The 19440-nt window shown below is 68.0% G+C and carries 20 protein-coding genes, 1 tRNA gene and 1 other RNA gene; 19 read left to right on the top strand and 3 right to left on the bottom strand.

Annotated elements, in window-relative coordinates; translation table 11 throughout:
* The first annotated feature begins 4 nt into the window (after positions 1 to 4).
* The 6 genes from selA (at position 5) to BKE09_RS15705 (ending at position 5792) form a co-directional block, all read left to right on the top strand.
* Positions 5 to 1429: an L-seryl-tRNA(Sec) selenium transferase gene (selA, locus tag BKE09_RS15730; RefSeq protein WP_075676350.1), complete on the top strand. Its 1425-nt coding sequence runs from the start codon at positions 5 to 7 to the stop codon at positions 1427 to 1429.
* Positions 1426 to 3354 (top strand): selenocysteine-specific translation elongation factor, encoded by a 1929-nt coding sequence (gene selB, locus BKE09_RS15725; protein ID WP_075676788.1) that lies wholly within the window; start codon positions 1426 to 1428, stop codon positions 3352 to 3354. Before selA ends, selB begins: the two co-directional genes overlap by 4 nt.
* Positions 3355 to 3378: 24 nt before the next feature.
* A tRNA-Sec gene (locus tag BKE09_RS15720) sits at positions 3379 to 3474 on the top strand.
* Positions 3475 to 3500: 26 nt separating this feature from the next.
* Positions 3501 to 4580: a selenide, water dikinase SelD gene (gene selD, locus BKE09_RS15715; RefSeq protein WP_075676349.1), complete on the top strand. Its 1080-nt coding sequence runs from the start codon at positions 3501 to 3503 to the stop codon at positions 4578 to 4580.
* Between the two features lie 70 nt (positions 4581 to 4650).
* The gene (locus tag BKE09_RS15710) at positions 4651 to 5142 is read left to right on the top strand and encodes a helix-turn-helix domain-containing protein (protein ID WP_075676348.1); all 492 of its coding nucleotides are present in this window, start codon (positions 4651 to 4653) and stop codon (positions 5140 to 5142) included.
* On the top strand, positions 5139 to 5792 hold the full coding sequence (locus BKE09_RS15705) for a nucleotidyl transferase AbiEii/AbiGii toxin family protein (RefSeq protein WP_075676347.1): 654 nt from the start codon (positions 5139 to 5141) through the stop codon (positions 5790 to 5792). The genes BKE09_RS15710 and BKE09_RS15705 overlap by 4 nt, the downstream gene beginning before the upstream one ends.
* A 25-nt stretch (positions 5793 to 5817) precedes the next feature.
* Here the strand turns inward: BKE09_RS15705 and BKE09_RS15700 are convergent, their stop codons facing one another.
* Positions 5818 to 6678 carry a YicC/YloC family endoribonuclease gene (locus BKE09_RS15700; RefSeq protein WP_019661992.1) on the bottom strand — a complete coding sequence of 287 codons (861 nt, stop codon included), beginning with the start codon at positions 6676 to 6678 and terminating at the stop codon, positions 5818 to 5820.
* A 124-nt stretch (positions 6679 to 6802) separates the two neighbouring features.
* Between BKE09_RS15700 and rph the strand changes: the two genes are divergently transcribed.
* The 7 genes from rph to pepQ all read left to right on the top strand — a co-directional run bounded on the left by rph (position 6803) and on the right by pepQ (position 14050).
* Entirely contained in the window at positions 6803 to 7528 is a 726-nt protein-coding gene (rph, locus tag BKE09_RS15695) for a ribonuclease PH (protein WP_005410889.1), read from the top strand.
* Positions 7525 to 7914, top strand: a complete 390-nt coding sequence (locus tag BKE09_RS15690) for a VOC family protein (RefSeq protein ID WP_075676346.1) — start codon at positions 7525 to 7527, stop codon at positions 7912 to 7914. Before rph ends, BKE09_RS15690 begins: the two co-directional genes overlap by 4 nt.
* Positions 7911 to 8507, top strand: coding sequence for an RdgB/HAM1 family non-canonical purine NTP pyrophosphatase (gene rdgB, locus BKE09_RS15685; protein WP_075676345.1), 597 nt, complete (start codon positions 7911 to 7913; stop codon positions 8505 to 8507). The genes BKE09_RS15690 and rdgB overlap by 4 nt, the downstream gene beginning before the upstream one ends.
* 56 nt (positions 8508 to 8563) lie before the next feature.
* Positions 8564 to 9790 carry a radical SAM family heme chaperone HemW gene (gene hemW / locus BKE09_RS15680; protein ID WP_075676786.1) on the top strand — a complete coding sequence of 409 codons (1227 nt, stop codon included), beginning with the start codon at positions 8564 to 8566 and terminating at the stop codon, positions 9788 to 9790.
* 202 nt (positions 9791 to 9992) lie between these two features.
* Positions 9993 to 12272 (top strand): DUF1631 family protein, encoded by a 2280-nt coding sequence (locus BKE09_RS15675; protein WP_075676344.1) that lies wholly within the window; start codon positions 9993 to 9995, stop codon positions 12270 to 12272.
* Complete coding sequence (locus BKE09_RS15670; RefSeq protein WP_075676343.1) at positions 12269 to 12643, top strand: PilZ domain-containing protein; 375 nt, start codon at positions 12269 to 12271, stop codon at positions 12641 to 12643. The genes BKE09_RS15675 and BKE09_RS15670 overlap by 4 nt, the downstream gene beginning before the upstream one ends.
* 75 nt (positions 12644 to 12718) lie before the next feature.
* Positions 12719 to 14050, top strand: coding sequence for a Xaa-Pro dipeptidase (pepQ, locus tag BKE09_RS15665; RefSeq protein WP_075676342.1), 1332 nt, complete (start codon positions 12719 to 12721; stop codon positions 14048 to 14050).
* Positions 14051 to 14717: 667 nt separating this feature from the next.
* Here pepQ and BKE09_RS15660 read toward each other — a convergent pair.
* The gene (locus BKE09_RS15660) at positions 14718 to 16040 is read right to left on the bottom strand and encodes an aminopeptidase P N-terminal domain-containing protein (RefSeq protein WP_139319679.1); all 1323 of its coding nucleotides are present in this window, start codon (positions 16038 to 16040) and stop codon (positions 14718 to 14720) included.
* Between the two features lie 5 nt (positions 16041 to 16045).
* Positions 16046 to 16594, bottom strand: a complete 549-nt coding sequence (locus tag BKE09_RS15655) for a YecA family protein (protein ID WP_014648288.1) — start codon at positions 16592 to 16594, stop codon at positions 16046 to 16048.
* A gap of 153 nt (positions 16595 to 16747) precedes the next feature.
* Between BKE09_RS15655 and BKE09_RS15650 the strand changes: the two genes are divergently transcribed.
* The 6 genes from BKE09_RS15650 to rpiA all read left to right on the top strand — a co-directional run bounded on the left by BKE09_RS15650 (position 16748) and on the right by rpiA (position 19423).
* Positions 16748 to 16969, top strand: a complete 222-nt coding sequence (locus BKE09_RS15650) for a TIGR02449 family protein (protein WP_005410898.1) — start codon at positions 16748 to 16750, stop codon at positions 16967 to 16969.
* Entirely contained in the window at positions 16966 to 17262 is a 297-nt protein-coding gene (locus BKE09_RS15645) for a cell division protein ZapA (RefSeq protein ID WP_006467013.1), read from the top strand. Before BKE09_RS15650 ends, BKE09_RS15645 begins: the two co-directional genes overlap by 4 nt.
* A gap of 153 nt (positions 17263 to 17415) precedes the next feature.
* Positions 17416 to 17601: non-coding RNA, 6S RNA (gene ssrS, locus BKE09_RS15640), on the top strand.
* An 83-nt stretch (positions 17602 to 17684) separates the two neighbouring features.
* On the top strand, positions 17685 to 18278 hold the full coding sequence (locus BKE09_RS15635) for a 5-formyltetrahydrofolate cyclo-ligase (RefSeq protein ID WP_075676340.1): 594 nt from the start codon (positions 17685 to 17687) through the stop codon (positions 18276 to 18278).
* Positions 18275 to 18754: an EVE domain-containing protein gene (locus BKE09_RS15630; RefSeq protein ID WP_014648290.1), complete on the top strand. Its 480-nt coding sequence runs from the start codon at positions 18275 to 18277 to the stop codon at positions 18752 to 18754. Before BKE09_RS15635 ends, BKE09_RS15630 begins: the two co-directional genes overlap by 4 nt.
* Before the next feature lie 21 nt (positions 18755 to 18775).
* Complete coding sequence (gene rpiA, locus BKE09_RS15625; protein ID WP_075676339.1) at positions 18776 to 19423, top strand: ribose-5-phosphate isomerase RpiA; 648 nt, start codon at positions 18776 to 18778, stop codon at positions 19421 to 19423.
* Positions 19424 to 19440: the final 17 nt, after the last annotated feature.

The raw sequence follows: 19440 nt of genomic DNA, 5'->3' as shown, positions 1-19440 counted from the left end.
GGCGATGACAGCCACGCCCCCCACCCCGGCATCGGTGTCAGCCCTGCCCTCGCTGGACCGGTTGCTGCGCCTGCCTGCCTTGGCAGCACTGATCGAGGGCCACGGCCGCAGCCGCATCACCCAGTTGTTGCGCGTACATCTGCAGGCGCTGCGTGAACGCATCAGTGCCGCGCAGCTCTCGGCCGAGCAGTTGCACCAGGCCATTGAAGGCCCGGCACTGGTCGCGGCGCTCGACGCCGCACTCACCGCCGATGCACGGCTGGACCTGCAACCGATGTTCAACCTGACCGGCACCGTGCTGCACACCAACCTCGGCCGCGCATTGCTGCCCGATGCCGCCGTGCACGCCGTCACCCGCGCGATGACCGCACCGGTTGACCTGGAATTCGATCTCACCCGCGGCCGCCGCGGCGACCGCGATGCGCGGGTGCAGGCATTGATCTGCGAGCTGACCGGGGCTGAAGCCGCTACCGTGGTCAACAACAATGCGGCGGCGGTCCTGCTGCTGCTCAACAGCCTGGCCAACCGTCGCGAGGTGGTGGTGTCGCGCGGCGAACTGGTGGAGATCGGCGGTGCCTTCCGTATTCCCGATGTGATGCGCAGTGCCGGCGCGCGGCTGCTGGAAGTGGGCACCACCAACCGCACCCACCCGGCCGACTTCGCCCACGCCATCGGCACCCGCACTGCGCTGCTGATGGAAGTGCATGCCAGCAACTACGCGATCACCGGCTTCACCGCCAAGGTCGACACGGCGGCAATGGCCGCCATCGCGCACGAGCACAGCCTGCCGCTGGTGGTGGACCTGGGCAGCGGCAGCCTCTGCGACCTGGCGGCATTCGGCCTGCCACACGAGCCGACCGTGCAGGAAACACTGGCGGCCGGCGCCGACCTGGTCTCATTCAGTGGCGACAAGCTGCTGGGCGGGCCTCAGGCCGGCATCATCGCCGGTCGTGCCGACCTGATCGCACGGATCAACCGCAACCCGCTCAAGCGCGCGCTGCGCATGGACAAGATGGGCCTGGCCGCGCTGGAAGCGGTGCTGGCCCTGTACCGCGAACCGGAGCTGCTGGCGCAACGGCTGCCGACCCTGCGCACCCTGTCGCGCATGCAGGAGGACATGGATGTGCAGGCCCAGCGCCTGTTGCAGCCGATGCGTTCCGCGCTCGCCGCCGACTACGGTCTTGAACGGGCATCGATGCACAGCCAGATCGGCAGCGGTGCACAGCCACAGGCGCAGCTGGCCAGTGCCGGGCTGCGCATTACCAGCGCGCGCCGTGGCGGACTGGGCCGCCTGGCAAAACACTTGCGTCAGCTGCCGCGACCCGTGCTGGGGCGCATCGCCGATGACGCGCTGTGGCTGGACCTGCGCTGCCTGGAATCGGCCGACGAAGCGGACTTCCTCGCCCAATGGAGCACGCTGCAGGCATGATCGTCGGCACCGCCGGGCATATCGACCATGGCAAGACGAGCCTGGTGCGGGCACTGACCGGCATCGAGACCGACCGCCTGCAGGAAGAACGCGCGCGCGGCATCTCCATCGAGCTGGGTTACGCCTATGTTCCGGTGGAAGGCACGGGCGCGGATGCTTCTGCGACGCTGGGTTTCGTCGACGTGCCGGGCCATGAGCGCTTCGTGCACACGATGGTGGCCGGCGCCACCGGCGTCGATGTCGCCCTGCTGGTCGTCGCCGCCGACGACGGCGTGATGCCGCAGACCCGCGAGCATCTGGCGATCCTGCAGTTGCTGGGCGTGGATCGCGGTGCGGTCGCCCTGACCAAGATCGACCGCGTGGACGCAGCGCGCGTCGCCCGGGTCGAGATCGAGATCACCGCTCTGCTGGCCGGAACGCCGCTGCAGGATTCCCCTGTATTCGCCTGCAACAGCACCTCACCCGATGATGCCGGCATCAACGCATTGCGCGCCCACCTGCATGCATGGGCCGCAGGGGATGCCAACGCGCACCGGGCCGCGCTGCGCAGCGAGCTGTTCCGCATGCCGGTGGACCGCGTGTTCTCGCTGGCCGGCCACGGCACGCTGGTGACCGGCGCGGTGCATGGCGGTGTCGCCACGGTTGGCGACCACCTGCAGCTGATGCCCGCCGCCACCGACGTACGCGTGCGCAGCATCCACGCGCAGAACCAGGCCACCGAACACGCCATGGCCGGGCAGCGCTGCGCGTTGAACCTGGCGGCCATCGGCCGTGACGACATCCGCCGTGGTGACTGGATCGCCGACCCACGCGCCCTGCTGGCGACCCCACGCATCGACGTGCGGCTGAGGCTTTCCGCGCTGGCCACACCGTTGCGCGACTGGGCGCCGCTGCACATCCATTGGGGCACGATGCATCGGCAGGCCCATGTGGTGCTGCTGGAGGACGACGATCACGGCAATGGGCAGCTGGTGCAGCTGGTGTTCGAGGCGCCGGTCTGTGCGATGTGTGGTGACCGCTTCATCGCCCGTGATTCAGCCGCGACCCACACGCTGGGCGGTGGCATCGTGCTCGACCCGGACCCGCCACAGCGGCGCCGGCGCAGCCCGGCACGGCTCGCATGGCTTGGGGCGCTGGAGCAGCTGGCCGCGGGTGCGGGAATCGGCCCGCTGTTGCAGCAGGCGCCCTTCGGCATTGCCATGGCCGCGTTGCAGCGCTACTGCCGGCGCGCCGCCGACCAGATCGACCTGCCTGCGGACGCACAGCGTATCGTCACCCGCGATGACACGGTGATCATCCTCGCCTCGCACTGGCAGGCATTGCGCGAGCAGGTGATCGCCTCGCTGCGCGGCTGGCACGAGCGACGCCCGGACGAACCCGGTGTCGACAGCGGCCGTCTGCAGCGCAGTACCCTGCCCTCGCTTGCAGCGGGCCTCTGGAATGCCCTCCTGCAGGACCTGCTGGCCGATGGCACGCTGCAGCGCATGGGCTCCTGGTGGCGCCTGCGCGGTCACAACCATGCACCACCGGAGCGCGAACGTCTTCTGCTGGAACGTGTGCTGCCGCAGCTGCACGCCGGTGGTTTCGATCCGCCGTGGGTGCGCACCCTGGCCGCCGATATCGGCCTGGCCGAGGAGGATATCCGCGCGGTCCTGCGCCGGGCCGCCGCGCGTGGCGATCTGTTCCAGGTGGTACCGGACCTGTTCTATGCACCGGCCCGCATCGCCGAGCTGGCCGCGATCGTCGCGCAGCTGTCACAGGCCACCGGCACGGTGGATGCGGCGGCCTTCCGCGATGCCATCGGCCTGGGCCGCAAACGCAGCATCCAGATCTTGGAGTTCTTCAATCGCGTTGGCTACACTCGACGCGTCGGTGACCAGCATCGGCCGCGCGGCGACCTGCAGTGGAACGCAGCCCGCGACTGAGCCCACCGGTACCGCCGTACTTTCGGAAGGCATGCGCATCCGGGCATGCGGCTGGGCTTCAAACCCAGTAGGGGGCGTCGATCGTTCCCTGGTAGGTTCGACTCCTGCTGCCTTCCGCCATTCGTGTTTCCGCAGGAGATGTCGGCATGGCCACGCACGCGCAGTCCCCCGCTCCTTCAACGGCCGATGCCCCGCAACGACTGACCTCGCTGGCCCACGGTGGCGGCTGCGGCTGCAAGATCGCCCCGGGCGTGCTGTCCGAACTGCTGCGCGGCGCTCCAGCGCTTCCGGCACCGGCTGAGCTGCTGGTCGGCCGTGAGACCAGCGACGACGCGGCGGTGTATCGCCTCGATGACCGGCAGGCGATCGTCGCCACCACCGACTTCTTCATGCCGATCGTCGACGATCCGTTCGACTTCGGCCGCATTGCCGCCACCAACGCGCTGTCGGACCTGTATGCGATGGGCGCGCGCCCGCTGTTCGCACTGGCCATCGTCGGCATGCCGATCAACACGCTGCCGCAGGACACCATCCGCGGCATCCTGCAGGGCGGCGAACGCGCCTGCGCCGATGCCGGCATCGTGGTCGCCGGGGGCCACAGCATCGATTCGGTGGAGCCCATCTATGGCCTGGCCGCGATCGGTGTGCTCGACCCGCAACGACTCAAGCGCAATGCCGATGCGCGCGGCGGCGATGTACTGGTGCTGGGCAAGCCGTTGGGCGTGGGCGTGTATTCGTCGGCGCTGAAGAAGGAGGTGCTGGATGCCGAGGGCTACAGGCAAATGATCGAGTCAACCACCCGCCTGAACACCGTGGGTATACCCCTGGCCGCGCTGGACGGCGTACACGCCATGACCGACGTCACCGGCTTCGGCCTGCTCGGCCACCTGCTGGAAGTGTGCCGCGCCAGTGGCGTTGCCGCCGAAGTGGACAGCGCGCAGATCCCGCTGCTGCCGCAGACGCTGCCCCTGCTGCAGCGTGGCTGCGTGACCGGCGCCTCCAGCCGCAACTGGGCTTCCTATGGCGCCGAGGTGTGCTTCGCCGATGGGTTGCCGGCACACTGGCAGCCGCTGCTGACCGACCCGCAGACCAGCGGTGGCCTGCTGGTGTCGTGCGCCCCGGAAGCGGTGGATGCGGTGCTGGCCTGCTTCCACGACGCGGGGTTCGGCCAGGCGGCCGTGGTGGGGCGATTGGGCGAAGGCGCACCGGGCGTCAGCGTGGTTTGAGACGTGAAGGTTTGCCAACACGTCGCCCCCGGATACTTGATTTATGTCCAAAATATTGGACACTCAGCCCATGAACCTGATCGACATCGGCAAGGCGGTTCGTGCCCGCCGTGAGGAACTTGGCCTGTCGCAAGGCCAACTGGCTCATCTCAGCGGCCTTTCCCGGCAGACCGTGGTCGGCCTGGAAGGTGGCACCCTGAGTGACCTGGGCGTCAATCGCGTGGGACAGTTGATGGCCGTGCTCGGTCTGGATGCTCCGATACCCACCACCGAAAACCGGCTGCGCAAGCAAGGCCTGAAAATGGCCGCACGAACCGCGAACGTGAGCTACGCGAGCGAACTGACGGCCGGTGAGTTGGCCCGCGTGCTGGTCAGCGGGGAGGTTCCCGCGACCTATGCGGCGCAGATAGCGCACCTGCTGGATGAGGCCCCTCCCGCCATGATGGTGATGGCGGTCGAGGAAGCTGCAATCGGCGCGCAGATGCCACCACGGCGCATCTGGCGCAACGTGGCGAAGATGGCCAACACACTTTCTGCCCATCGCAAGGACCTGTGGATGTGAACCGCGAATTGCCTGCCGGCGCCTGGCAGGCGCTGCTGCCCCGGGCGCTTGTCCTCATCGGAGAGATCCGGCGCCACGGCGGCATCACCGATCCGTTCTGGACGTTGGGCGGCGGAACGGTACTGATGTTTCGACATCGGCACCGGCTCAGCAAGGACATCGACATCTTCGTGCCGAACCCCCAGTACCTGGGCTTCGTCACTCCCCGCTTGAGCGATGTGGCCGCGAGCCTTACCGGCGACTACAGCGAGGATCCCAGCGCCTGGGTCAAGCTGCAGTTCGAGGAAGGCGAGGTGGATTTCGTCGCAGCTCCCAATCTTCTCGATGACGCCTGGGAGGAATGGACGATCGATGGGCAGCGCATACGCGTGGAAACGTCGGCGGAAATCATCGCCAAGAAAATGTTCCATCGCGGGCATCGAACAACGGCCCGAGACCTGTTCGATCTTGCGCTGGTCATCGAACGCGAGCCGGACGCGCTGGCGGCCGCCGCAGACGCACTGGTGCGCCATCGATCAACGTTTCTTGATCAGATACGCAATCCCCATCCGACATTGAAGATTGCGTTCAAGGCCATCGACACGCTGGACTACACGCCAGGCTTCGACCACTGCGTCGCGATTGCCGGGGACTACCTGGAAGGACTTTGATCCTCCCAGGCGATTGCGCAGAACATCACTCGATGTTCTGCACCTGTTCGCGGATCTGGTCGATCAGCACCTTCAGCTCCACCGCGGCATTGGACGTACGGCTGTCCACCGACTTCGAGCCCAGCGTGTTGGCTTCGCGGTTGAACTCCTGCAGCAGGAAGTCCAGGCGACGGCCGACCGGCTCGCGCTGCTTGAGCACGCGGCGGATCTCGACGATATGGCTGCCAAGACGGTCCAGTTCTTCATCCACGTCCAGCTTCTGCAGCCACAGCACCAGCTCCTGCTCGGCGCGGCCGGGATCGACCGGGTGCGGCAGGTCAGCCAGGCGTGCGGCCAGCTTGGCGCGCTGGCCGTCGCGAATGGCCGGAATCAGCGTGCGGACTTCGGTGGCGATGCGTTCGATGCCGTCCACGCGCTCGCTGATGGCGGCCGACAACTTGCCGCCTTCACGCTCACGGGCCTCGACGAAGCCGTCCAGCACCTGGTCCAACAAGGCCAGTGCCTCGACCTGCAGGGCGGCGGCGTCGGTCGCCTCGCCGCGGGTCACGCCCGGCAGCTGCAGCAGATCGGTGAAGCTGACCTGCAGATTGGGGAAATCGGAGGTCAGGCGGTGCGCCAGGCGCCCCAGCTGGCCCAGCAGGGCCTCGTCGACCTGCAGGTTGGCGGCCGCTTCCGGCGCGCGCAGGCGCATCACCAGATCCAGCTTGCCGCGGCTCAGGCGCGCGGCGATGCGCTCGCGCAGCTGCGGTTCGAGCGCCCGCAGTTCCTCGGGCAGGCGGGTGCCGACCTCCAGGAAGCGGTGATTGACCGAGCGCAGCTCGCAGCCCAGCGTGCCCCACGGGGTGACCCGCTCGCCGCCGGCATAGGCGGTCATGCTTCGAATCATGGATTGTGTCCGGTGCGTGCAAAGGGGGAATGGTACCCTAGCGCCCTCACCAGAGCCCCCTTGCCCGCCCCGTGAAGGCTGCGGGCGTGGCGGCGTACTCCCTTGCCATTACGGAACCCGCACCATGTCCGATTCCCGCCCCAGCGGCCGCCAGCCCGACCAGCTCCGCCCGGTCGTCATCCAACGCGGCTTCACCCGCCACGCCGAAGGTTCGGTGCTGGTGTGCTTCGGTGAAACCCGTGTGCTGTGCACCGCCAGCGTCGAGAACCGCGTGCCGGGCTTCCTGCGCGGCAAGGGTGAAGGCTGGGTGACCGCCGAGTACGGCATGCTGCCGCGCGCCACCCACACCCGCAGCGACCGCGAAGCGGCCCGTGGCAAGCAGGGCGGCCGCACGCTGGAGATCCAGCGCCTGATCGGCCGCAGCCTGCGTGCCTGCGTGGACCGCAACGCGCTGGGCGAGCGCACCATCACCCTCGACTGCGACGTGCTGCAGGCCGACGGTGGCACCCGCACCGCCGCCATCACCGGCGCCTACGTGGCCCTGGTCGATGCGGTGAACGTGCTGATGAAGCGTGGCGACATCAAGCGCAACCCGATCCTGGGCGCAGTGGCCGCCGTGTCGGTGGGCGTGTACCGCGGCACTCCGGTGCTGGACCTGGACTACGCCGAAGACAGCGACTGCGACACCGACATGAACGTGGTGATGAACGACGGTGGTGGCTTCATCGAGCTGCAGGGCACCGCCGAAGGCCACGCCTTCCGCCGCGATGAACTGGACGCGCTGCTGGGCCTGGCCGAAAAGGGCGTAGGCGAACTGCTGGCCGCACAGCAGGCGGCGCTGTCGGCATGAACCGCCGCATCGCCCTGACCACCCTGGTGGTGGCCGACTACGACGAAGCCATTGCCTGGTACACCGGCAAGCTCGGCTTCGCCCTGTTGGAAGACATCGACCAGGGCAGCAAGCGCTGGGTGGTGGTCGGCCCGACCGACGGCAGCGCCGCCGCCCTGTTGCTGGCCCGCGCCAGCAACGAGGAACAGCGCAGCCGTATCGGCAACCAGACCGGTGGCCGCGTCGCCTTCTTCCTCAACACCGATGACTTCCACCGCGACCACGCGGCGATGCTGGCCGCCGGGGTCGAGTTCCTGGAAGCGCCGCGCGAAGAACTCTATGCAACGGTTGCGGTGTTCCGCGATCTGTATGGCAACACCTGGGACCTGCTGGAGCCCCGCCAATGAAGAAACTGGTACTGGCCAGCCACAACGCCGGCAAGCTGATGGAGATGCAGGAGATCCTCGCCGACCTGCCGCTGCAGATCACTTCAGCTGCCGAGCTGGGCCTGGGCGATGTGGAAGAGACCGGCCTGACCTTCGTCGAGAACGCGCTGCTGAAGGCACGCGCAGCCTGCGAAGCGACCGGCCTGCCGGCGCTGGCCGATGATTCGGGCCTGATCGTCGATGCCCTTGGCGGTGCGCCGGGCCTGTACAGCGCGCGCTATGCCGGCCACCCGACCAACGCCGCGGCCAACAACGCCAAACTGCTGGAGGCGATGGCCGACATCCCAGATGGCCAGCGTAGCGCCCGCTTCTATGCGGTGATCGTGCTGCTGCGCCACGCCACCGACCCGCAGCCGCTGATCTGCGAAGGCCGCTGGGAAGGGCAGATCATCCGCGAACTGCGTGGCACCCATGGTTTTGGCTACAACCCGGTGTTCCTGGACACCACCCACGGCCTGACCGCCGCGGAAATGGAGCCGGCACTGAAGAACGCCATCAGCCACCGTGCCATTGCCCTGCAGCAGCTCAAGCAGCAGCTGGCGACGCTGTACTGACGCCACCCGATCGAACCAGGGAAGCCGGCCAGCGGCCGGCACTACCGATGAAGCCCATGCCGCACGCCCACGACCACTGCAACCACCTGCCCGGCGAAGCCTGCTCCGCTGACCACGACAGCCCGCCGCGGCTGGTGCAACCACCGCTGTCGTTGTACGTGCATCTGCCGTGGTGCGTGCGCAAATGCCCGTACTGCGATTTCAATTCGCACCAGGCCAAGGGCGAGCTGCCGTTCGATGCCTACATCGACGCACTGCTGCGCGACCTGGACCAGGACCTGCCGCTGGTCTGGGGCCGGGTGGTGCACAGCGTGTTCTTCGGTGGCGGAACGCCCAGCCTGTTCCCGCCGGAAGCGATCGACCGCTTCCTGCAGCAGGCCAGTGCGCGCCTGCGCTTCGCACCTAACGCCGAAATCACCCTGGAAACCAACCCGGGCACCGCCGAGCATGGCCGCTTCGACCGCTACCGCGCGGCCGGTGTGAACCGCCTCAGTTTCGGCATCCAGAGTTTCGACGACGCCATGCTCAAGCGCCTGGGCCGCATCCACGACAGTGGCGAAGCCGAGCGCGCGGTGAAGATGGCGCAGGACGCGGGCTACGACAACTTCAACATCGACCTGATGTACGCGCTGCCGGAACAGACCCTGGCCGGTGCCGAGGCCGATCTGGAACGTGCGCTCGCGCTGCAGCCTGCGCACATCTCGCACTACCAGCTGACCCTGGAGCCGAACACGGTGTTCTTCGCGCGGCCGCCGCAGGGCATTCCCGATGAAGACAACGCCTGGGACATGCAGGAACACTGCCAGGCACTGCTGGCACAGGCCGGCTTCGGCCAGTACGAGGTCAGCGCCTACGCGCGCCCCGGCCGGCAGAGCGCGCACAACCTGAACTACTGGCGTTTCGGCGATTACCTGGGCATCGGTGCCGGCGCGCACGGCAAGATCAGCTCGGGCGCCGAGGAACACGTGCTGCGCCGCTGGAAGCTGAAGCATCCGCAGGCCTACCTGGACAGCGCCGGCACGCCGGCCTCGTTCGGTGGCGACGATGTGATCGCGCCCGAGCGCCTGCCGTTCGAGTACATGCTCAACCTGCTGCGCCTGCACGAAGGTTTCGGCCTGCGCGATTTCGAGTCGCGCACAGGGCTGCCGCGCAGCGTGCTGGACGCACCGCTGGCCGAGGCCGTGCAGCGCGGCTGGCTGGACGTGACGGATGGGCATGTGCAGCCGACCGAGCTGGGCCGCCGGTTCACCAACGATGTGGTGAGCCTGTTCCTGGAAGATTGATGCTCGCGTGACAGAGGGTAGTGCCGGCCGCTGGCCGGCAAGCCGGTAAAGACAGCGCTGCCGGCCAGCGGACGGCACTACCGTTCATCCGCCGGGCATGACCGGACGAACTGCACGCGCATTCACCCTAAAGTAGCGCTGACCGCGGCCGACACGGTAGATTCACAAGATCGATCCGCGGGAATCCGGGTACCGCTCGCCGATGTCAGCTGTCTTTTCCATCACCTCTGCCGACAAAGCCCGCCTGGCCGCCAGCGACCTGCCACCGCGGGTGCGTGAGCTGCTGGGTGCGTTGATCGGCCTGTGCCGGCAAACGCTGGCCGCGCCCCTGATCTTGACCGTCGAAGCGCTGGAGCAGACGCTGCTGCACGACGCCGACCGCGCACGCAATCCGATGCAGCAGGCGGACCTGATGGCCCAGCGTGGCCAGCTGCACGCCTTCGCCGGCCACTTCGCCGACCGCATGCTCGATGCCGTGGCCGAGGCGCTGGTGGGCCTGCGCGCGCCGTCCACCGCCACTGCGGCCCATGCGTCGCCGCCGCCGCTACCGGGCATGCTCGGCCTGTCGCTGGTCGATGAGCATGAGGTTGATCGCGACCTGCTGCTGACCGAAATGATCCGGCGCGAGACGCTGCGCTCGACCAACACGCTGAACCTGCTGGGCCAGCGCCTGGGCGTGCTCGCGGCGGCGCCAGCCTTCGAGGCCGACACCCTGCCACTGGCACCGCAGGCCCTGTGCGCGATGGTGCGCCGGATCGCCGAACAGGACGCACTCGGCGTGGAGGTGCAGCTTGCGCTGTACCGCAGCTTCGAGCGGCAGGTGCTGGAACGCCTGGGCGATGTACTGGACCGCGCCAATGCGCTGCTGGCCCAGCACGGCGTGCTGCCGGGGCTGGTCTACACCCCGTACCTGGCGCGCTCGTCGAGCACCCGGCGGATCATCACCCAGTCGGTGGGGGGCGGCCGCGCAACCCAGCCTGCCAAGCGTGCCGCTGCCCCGTTGACCGGCTGGAACGGCTCCGCTCCCGCCGGTTCCTGGTCGAACCTGGTGCAGGACGCCTTCAACGATGCGGTCGCCCCGGGTGCCGCAGCCCCGGGCGTGACCACGTCCACCGGCAGTGCGCTGCATGAACTGCTGCAACAGGCGCGCCACGCCACGGCGCCCCCCGCGGATGCCGCTGCCGTGCCCAGTGCGGCCGTCGATGCGGTCCTCGCGCGGCTGCAGGCCCAGTCCAGCGCGGCCACCGGCGTCGCCGACCTGCAGGCTGCGGTGGTCGCCCAGCTGCGCAGCGAGCACGGCGCGCAGGCCCAGTTGGGCAGCCACGACCGCGACAACCTCGACCTGCTGCGCATGCTGATGCAGCAGGTGCAGCAACAGCAGCGCCCCGACCCGGTGCCGGCCGCCCTGCTGGCGCGCCTGCAGGTACCGCTGGCGCGCGCGGCGATGGCCGACCCCGGCTTCTTCGTGCGCGACGAACACCCTGCACGCGAACTGCTCAACCAGATTGCCGAAGTCGGCGCCAACTGGCTGGGCGACGATGATGTGGACCCCCAGCTGCTGCAGCGCATGGCGCAGAGCGTGCAGGGCCTTCTCGGCCAGGATGCGCGCTCGCCCGAAGCCTTCGCCACCGCCAACGAAGACGTGCAGCAGCACCAGCGCGCGGCGGCCCATCGCGCCGAGCTGGCCGAGCGCCGCCATGTCGAGGCCGCGCGTGGCAAGGAACGGCTGGAACTGGCGCGTCGCCAGGCCAATGCACAGATCGACCAGTGCTGCGACGCACAGGAACCGCCGCGCTTCGTGCAGACGCTGCTGCGCCAGGCCTGGGCCGATGCACTCACCCTCACCCGCCTGCGCCACGGCGACGATTCACCGCAATGGCAGGAGCGCCTCCATCAGACCGAGCGCATCGCTGCGGTGACCGCGCAGGCCGTCGATGCCCCCGGCGGTACCGATGCCTCGCTGGCCAGCGATGTCGAATCCGCGCTGGTGCAGGTCGGCTATCACGCCGAGGAAGCCGCCGCCGTTGCCCGTCGCCTGGCCACGCCCGGTGGCGAGGACGAAAGCACCTCGCGCACTGAACTCAGCGCGCGGCTGAAGGCGCGTGCACGGCTGGGCGAGCATGCCGCCAGTGGCAGCGGCCCTGCGTCGCTGGCGCCGCGCAGCAGCGCCGAAGAGGCCGCCTACCAGCAGCTGGCCACCCTGCCCTTCGGCAGCTGGTTCGACATCGACACCGGAGATGGCAGCCTGCGCCGCCAGCGCCTGTCCTGGTACAGCCTGCTGACCGGCCACGCCCTGTTCGTCAATCCGCGCGGGCAGAAGATCGCCGATACCGACCTCGACACGCTCGCCCGGCAGATCAGCGCCGGACGCGCGCAGCTGGTCACCGAAGACAAGGGCCGGCTGGTCGATCGCGCATGGCAGGCCAGCCTCGGTGCACTGCGTGCGCTGGCCGGCGGCCGTTCCAGGGAGACCTCCGTTTGAACACGCAACCGCCGCAGGACACCCGCCGCGCACCGCGCCGCCAGGTCTCGGACCTGGTGCCGGTGACCGACCAGATGCGCGAGAGCGTGGTGGGCCGGCTTGGCAATGTCTCCGAGACCGGCATGCTGATGCTGGCCAGCACGCCGCTGCGCGAGGACGCGCTGTACCAGTTCCGCTTCCCGCTGCCGATGGGCGACGGCCGCCACGAGGCCATCGACGTGGGCGTGCACCTGCTGTGGAGTGAACCGGCGCATGCGCCGGGCCAGAGCTGGACCGGCTTCCGTTTCCTCACCCTGTCACGCGAACATCGGCAGCTGCTGCGCCAGTGGGTAGGCGAAGACAGCGACGAGGGACCGGTTTCGACGGTCTGAGTGCCGGTTCCAGCACAGCGGTTTTTCCCGGTATGCGGCAGAATCTAGGGCCGTTTTCCGTGTCGAGCCACCGCAATGATCCAGCAAGACCCCGGCGCCCTGTATCCCGACCACCTGGCCGTGCTGTGCCGACGTGCCGAACAGGCGCTGGCCCGCGGCGGCTTCGATCACCTGGTGGTGCCCAGCGGCACCCTGCACTACCAGGTGTTCGACGATCGCGACTACCCGTATGCGGTCAATCCGCAGTTCAAGGCCTGGCTGCCGCTGACCCGGGTGCCCAACAGCTGGATCGTGTTCACCCCCGGCAAGCGCCCGGCGGTGATCTTCCACCAGCCCTTCGACTACTGGCACGTGGTGCCGGATGCGCCGAGCGGCTGGTGGGTGGAGCACTTCGACATCCACATCATCCGCAAGCCCGAAGACGCGCTGGCCCTGCTGCCGGCCGATCCGTCGCGCTGCGCGATTCTCGGCGAGCCGCAGAGCGCGCTGGGCAACTACGTGCCCAACAACCCGGCAGCGGTGGTGAATTACCTGGAATGGCACCGCGGCAGCAAGACGCCGTATGAAATCGCGCTGATGCGCCAGGCGCAGGTGCTGGGCGTGCGCGGCCACCGCGCCGCCGAAGCCGCGTTCCGCAACGGCGCCGACGAGTTCAGCATCCACATGGCGTACTGCCAGGCGGTGGGCCAGGACGCCAACGAGCTGCCCTACGGCAACATCGTGGCACTGAATGAACATGCCGCCGTGCTGCATTACACCGAGCTGGGCCGCAAGGCACCGCAGCCGCTGCGCAGCTTCCTGATCGATGCCGGCGCCAGCGCGCACGGCTATGCCAGCGACATCACCCGTACCTACGCTGCGAATGGCCACGACGAATTCGCTGCGATGATCGCCGCCGTCGACGCCGCCCAGCAGCAGATGTGCGCAGCGGTGCGCCCGGGCTTCGACTACAAGCAGCTGCACGTGGACGCGCATCTTTCGCTGATGGGCGTGCTGAAGGACTTCGGCGTGATCAAGGTGTCGCCGCAGACCGCAGTGGAGACCGGCGTCAGCGCCGCGTTCTTCCCGCACGGCATCGGTCACCTGATCGGCCTGCAGGTGCACGACGTGGCCGGCTTCGCGGCCAGCGACGAAGGCGGCCGCATCGAGCGCCCGGCGGGCCACCCGTACCTGCGCCTGACCCGCGTGCTGGAACCGGGCATGGTGGTGACCATCGAACCGGGCCTGTACTTCATCGACATGTTGTTGAACGAAGTGAAGGACGCCGGCCATGGCGATGCGATCAACTGGGACCGCGTGGACTTCTTCCGTCCGTATGGCGGCATCCGCATCGAAGACGAAGTGCTGTGCACCGAGGGCCAAGCGGACAACCTGACGCGACCGGAGTTTGCGGCGGCGAACGGCTGAGCCCCTCGTGGTTGGGCGCTTGGAGCAAAAGCCGCGCTTGGCGGGGCGGGTGGGCCATGCAGGGGACGCTGCAAGTACGTCCCTGTAAGCTCGATGGCGCCATCCATGGCGCCAACGCCCCTGCATGGCCCACCCGCCCCACCTTTGACAGTTTCCTGCGCGCGTCCAACCACGGAAAAGAGAAAAGAAAAGAAAAAGCGGGTCGCTTGCTGCGCTCGCTCTGTGTCGACCAAGGTCGACACCTACCAACAGCCGCCCGTTCCAACGGCCGCAGTGGCCAGTAGATCCACGCCATGCGTGGATGATTCATTCGATATCTGACAGATGTGCCGACCAACGGTCGGCACCCACCAACAGCCGCGTGAACCTGTCGAAGGCGGGGCACTGTGGGTTTGCGGGGTGTGAGCGGCATGGATGCCGCGACCAAGCCCCCATGGGTGAGGGCGCTTTGCTTGCGAAGCACTGCTTCGCAAGCGCCCGAACGCACAGCCGCCAGCGGCTGGGCCGGACCGCGGAGCGGGGTTTACGGCGTCCCCGCACACCCACAGTGCCCCGCCATCCCACGGATAGCCCGCTGTTGCTGTTGCTGTTGCTGTCGCTGTTGCTGTCGCTGTTGCTCCAGCTGTTGCCTCTGCAGGTGCAGGGCTGCAAGCCCTGCCGAAGCCCCTTACCCCGCCATCACCGCTTCGATCTCGTCGGCGCTGCGCGCCAGGCCTTCGGTCAGCACACGATGGCCGTCATCGGTGATCAGCACATCGTCTTCGGTGCGGATACCGATTCCGCGCCAGCGCGGTTCCACCGTCGTATCGTCCACGCCGACATACAGCCCCGGCTCGATGGTGAACGCCATGCCCGGCTCCAGCAGGCGCGAATCGCCCGCCAGGCGGTAATCGCCCACGTCATGCACGTCCAGCCCGATCCAGTGCCCGGTCTTGTGCCGGTAGAAACGCTGGTACAGGCCTTCGGACAGGTTCTTTTCCAGCGTGCCCTTCAGCAGGCCCAGCCGCAGCAGGCCCTCGGTCAGGGTCTGCACCGCCGCCAGGTGGCCGGCCTCGTACGGCACGCCCGGCTTGGCCTGGGCCAGCGCCGCAGCCTGCGCATCGCCGACCAGGTCGTGCAGCGCGCGCTGCTCGGCACTGAAGCGGCCATTCACCGGGAAGGTGCGGGTGATGTCGCTGGCATAGCCGCGATATTCTGCGCCGGCATCGATCAGCACCAGCTCGCCGTCACGCGAACGTGCGTTGTTGTCGCGGTAATGCAGGATGCAGCCGTTGCGGCCCGCACCGACGATGCTGCAGTAGGCCGGCACGGCATCGTTGGCGCGGAACACGCGTTCCAGTTCGGCCTGCAGTTCGTATTCGTGGATGCCGGCCTTCGCCGCTTTCATCGCCACCAGATGTGCGCGCACGCTGATCTGCGCGGCGTGGTGCATCAGCGCCACTTCGGCACCGGACTTGAACAGGCGCTGCTCGTGCAGCAGGTGGCCCAGCTCCAGGAACTCATGCGGCGGCTGCGCGCCGTGGCGCACCTGCGAGCGAACACGGTTGACCCAGCCGATCAGCTTCAGGTCGAAATCGGCGTCGCGGCCGAAGTGGTAGTAGACGCGCGAACGCCCTTCCAGCAGGCCCGGCAGGATGTCGTCCAGATCGTCGATCGGGTACGCATCGTCCATGCCGTACTGCGCCACCGCGCCTTCCTGGCCGGCGCGGCTGCCGTCCCAGGCCTCACGCTCGGCATCGCGCTCGCGGCAGAACAGGATGGCCTCGCCGTGGCGTCGCCCCGGGATCAGCACCAGCACTGCTTCCGGCTCCGGGAAGCCGCTCAGGTACTGGAAGTCCGAATCCTGCCGGAACGGGTAATGGGTATCGAGGCTGCGCACCTTCTCGGCGGCGGCCGGCAGCACCAGGATCGCGTCCTCGCCGGCCATGTCCATCAGCTGGCGGCGCCGACGCTTGTACTCGCCGGCCGCGATGCCGGTGCGCTGCTTGATGTCCATCAGTTCAGGCGCTGCCGATGGCGCGAGGCCAGCACCACGTCACCGTGCAGCAGCAGCACCGCCACGCGGATGAATTCCTCGATCTCCGACAGGGCTTCGTCATCGTCATCGCCGCCAGCCTCGAAATCCTCGCTGGAGGCACGGGCCAGGCTGGCCATGTCGGTCAGCGCTTCTTCGCCCTCTTCGGACAGGGTCGGGCGGCGGCCGCCGCTGCCCAGGCCGAAGCCGCCCAGGAACGAGCGGGTCCAGCTGAACATGGCATCGGCCTGCGCGGACACGTCGTCGCCGTCGGTCAACAGCAGTTCGAAGGCGAAGTCGCGGTCTTCCAGCTGCTTGATGGTCGCCTGCAGCAGCTGCCCCAGCACGCTGTCGGCGGCCACCGGAGGCAGGTTGTCGTCGGCCAGCACGCGCGCCGGCCAGTCGTTGCCGGGGGCGCCACCGGCGGCCAGCCAGCCACACAGCGCGCCGTGCAGCTCGGCAGCGGTGGCGCCCAGGCCCAGTTCCTGGCTGGCGCGGGTAACGTCGTCGACGGAGGGAAGTTCGGTCATCGTGCGGCTCGTTCGGAAAGGAAACCCGGGGCGCGCACGCGCGCGCCCGTGAGACCCCGTAGTGTAGCAACCCCACGGCATCCTCTCTGCGGCCGTCAGGCCTTGCTGCGACAACGCTTGACCGCCCTTACCCGGCTTGCCTATCGTGCCCGCATGGAACCCGCCGATCCCCTTGCCCAGCTGCAGGACTTCGCCGCCCGCGTGGAAGCGTTGCTTGAACGCAACCAGCGCCTGGCCGAGGAGAACCGCAGCCTGCGCCACCAGCAGGAACAGCTGGTGGCCGAGCGTTCCACGCTGCTGGCCAAGAACGAGCAGGCACGCTCGCGGGTGGAAGCAATGATCAGCCGGCTCAAATCCCTGGAGCAGCACACATGAGCGCCGAACCGGTCAGTGTCCGCATCCTCGATCGTGAATACACCGTGGGTGTCGGCGGCGATGAACGCGACAGCCTGATGGCCGCCGCGCGCCTGCTCGATGCACGCATGCGCGAAATCCGCGGCAGCAACCGCATGGCCGCCGTCGACCGCGTCGCCGTGCTGGCCGCACTGAACCTGGCCCACGAACTGCAGCTGCTGCGCGACGAGAACGCCCGCCAGGCCGTGGCCCTGCAGCAGACGCTGGCCGACCTGAACCGGCGCCTGGACCGCGCGATCGACGGCGGCGCGTAGAAAAAGGGGACGGAGGGAATCAAGGCGCATTCGCCCCTTCCGTGCCGGAAACGCCTTAATTCCCTCCGTCCCCTTTTCGCGTATCTGAATTGGCACGGACTGTTGCCGACGAACGGCCTATCCAGATCCTGCGCGCTGGCTATAATGGCCACGCGTTCTCTGCGGTACTCGACGGCATGTGCAAACATTCGCCTTGTCCCTTAAGAACGACACCGGGAGCGCGACAGCGCCGGGAGTGCAGGTCCGCCTTGTAGCGGGAAGCCCGATGGTTCTCCAGCGTTCCCACTTGAGCCCCCGGGTTCAAGGTCGTTTCGCATGCATCGACATTGCGGAGAATGCAATATTCCAGCAAGGGCGGCGTCTTCGGGCGTCGCCCTTGTTCTTTCCGGCACAATGGCGGCTGATCCTTGCCGCACGCTGCCATGACCGACCCGCGCCAGGCCCTGCGCCACGACCTGCGGCAACGCCGCCGCGACCTTTCCGCCGGTGAGCGCATCGCCGCCGCCGAATCGCTTGCCGATGCCCTGCTGGCCCTGCCGTTCGCCCCGCGCGAAGGCACCGTGGCCGGCTACTGGGCGCTGGATGGCGAAATCGCCCTGCATCGCTGGCAACTGCAGCTGCCCGAAGGACTCACCTACTGCCTGCCGGTACTGGCCGGCGACGTGCTGCGCTTCGCACCGTGGCGGCCGGGGCAAGCATTGACCAGCAACCGCTACGGCATTCCCGAGCCGGACGTGGCCGTGGAAGACACCCTGGAACCGGCGCAGATGGCGCTGGTGGTGACCCCGCTGGTGGGCTTCGACACACAGTGCCGGCGGCTGGGCATGGGGGGCGGCTGGTATGATCGCAGCTTCGCCTTCCGCCACGACCGGCCGGCGCCGCCCTGGCTGGTCGGTGCTGCATTCGCGGTGCAGCAGGTCGAGTCCTTGCCGGCGGCGTCGTGGGACGTGCCGGTGGATGCGATCTGCACCGAAGACGGCACCCTGTTCCCCTCCGCTGCCCCCGTGAACGCATGACCGCCCGCAAGCGCTATTGGCTGATGAAGTCCGAACCGGACGCCTTCTCCATCGATGACCTGGCCAAGGTCAAGGTCGAACCCTGGAACGGGGTGCGCAACTACCAGGCGCGCAACTTCATGCGCGATGGCATGCAGGTGGGCGACGGCATCCTGTTCTACCACTCCAATACCAAGGTGCCCGGCATCGTCGGCCTGGCCACGGTGGCCAGCACGGCCTATCCGGACGACACCCAGTTCGATCCAAAATCCGACTACTACGACCCCAAGAGCACGCGCGAGAACCCGCGCTGGATGCTGGTGGACGTGGCCTTCGACCGCAAGCTGAAGCAGGTGATCGCGCTGGACGAGATCAAGCTGCACGCCGAGGAACTGGGCGAAGGCTTCCCGCTGGTTGCCAAGGGCAACCGCCTGTCGGTGTTCCCGGTGACCGCCGCGCAGTGGAAGCTGCTGCTGTCGCTGGAAAAGAAATCCTGATCCCTGCCTGAGAGTTCTCCCATGTCCGAAGCCAAGCGCCTGGCCGCCGAGAAAGCCATCGAATACGTCGAAGACGGCATGATCGTCGGTGTCGGCACCGGTTCCACCGTGGCCTATTTCATCGATGCCCTGGCCCGCATCCAGCACCGCATCAAGGGCGCCGTGTCCAGCTCCGAGCAGAGCACCGCGCGCCTGAAGCAGCACGGCATCGAGGTGATCGAGCTGAACCACAGCGGCAACCTGTCGCTGTACGTGGACGGCGCCGATGAGTGCGATGCCAACAAGTGCCTGATCAAGGGCGGCGGCGCCGCGCTGACCCGCGAGAAGATCATCGCCGAGGCCAGTGAGCGCTTCATCTGCATCGTCGACCCGAGCAAGCAGGTGCCGGTGCTGGGCAAGTTCCCGCTGCCGGTGGAAGTGATCCCGATGGCGCGCAGCCTGGCCGCCCGCCAGATCCGCGACATGACCGGCGGCCAGCCAACCTGGCGCGAAGGCGTGGTCACCGACAACGGCAACCAGATTCTGGACATCCACAACCTGCAGATCACCGATCCGGAAAAGCTGGAGCGCGAGCTCAACCAGCTGCCGGGCGTGGTCTGCGTCGGCCTGTTCGCGCGCCGTCGCGCCGATGTGGTGATCGTCGGCGGCGAGCCGCCGGTCGTGCTCTGACCCTTACGAAGGAGCCT

The organism is Stenotrophomonas sp. TD3 (genome assembly GCF_001939825.1).
In the GTDB taxonomy this organism is placed as follows: Bacteria; Pseudomonadota; Gammaproteobacteria; order Xanthomonadales; family Xanthomonadaceae; genus Stenotrophomonas.
Note: the sequence above shows the minus strand (reverse complement) of the source record. Positions and strands in the feature narration are given on the sequence as shown.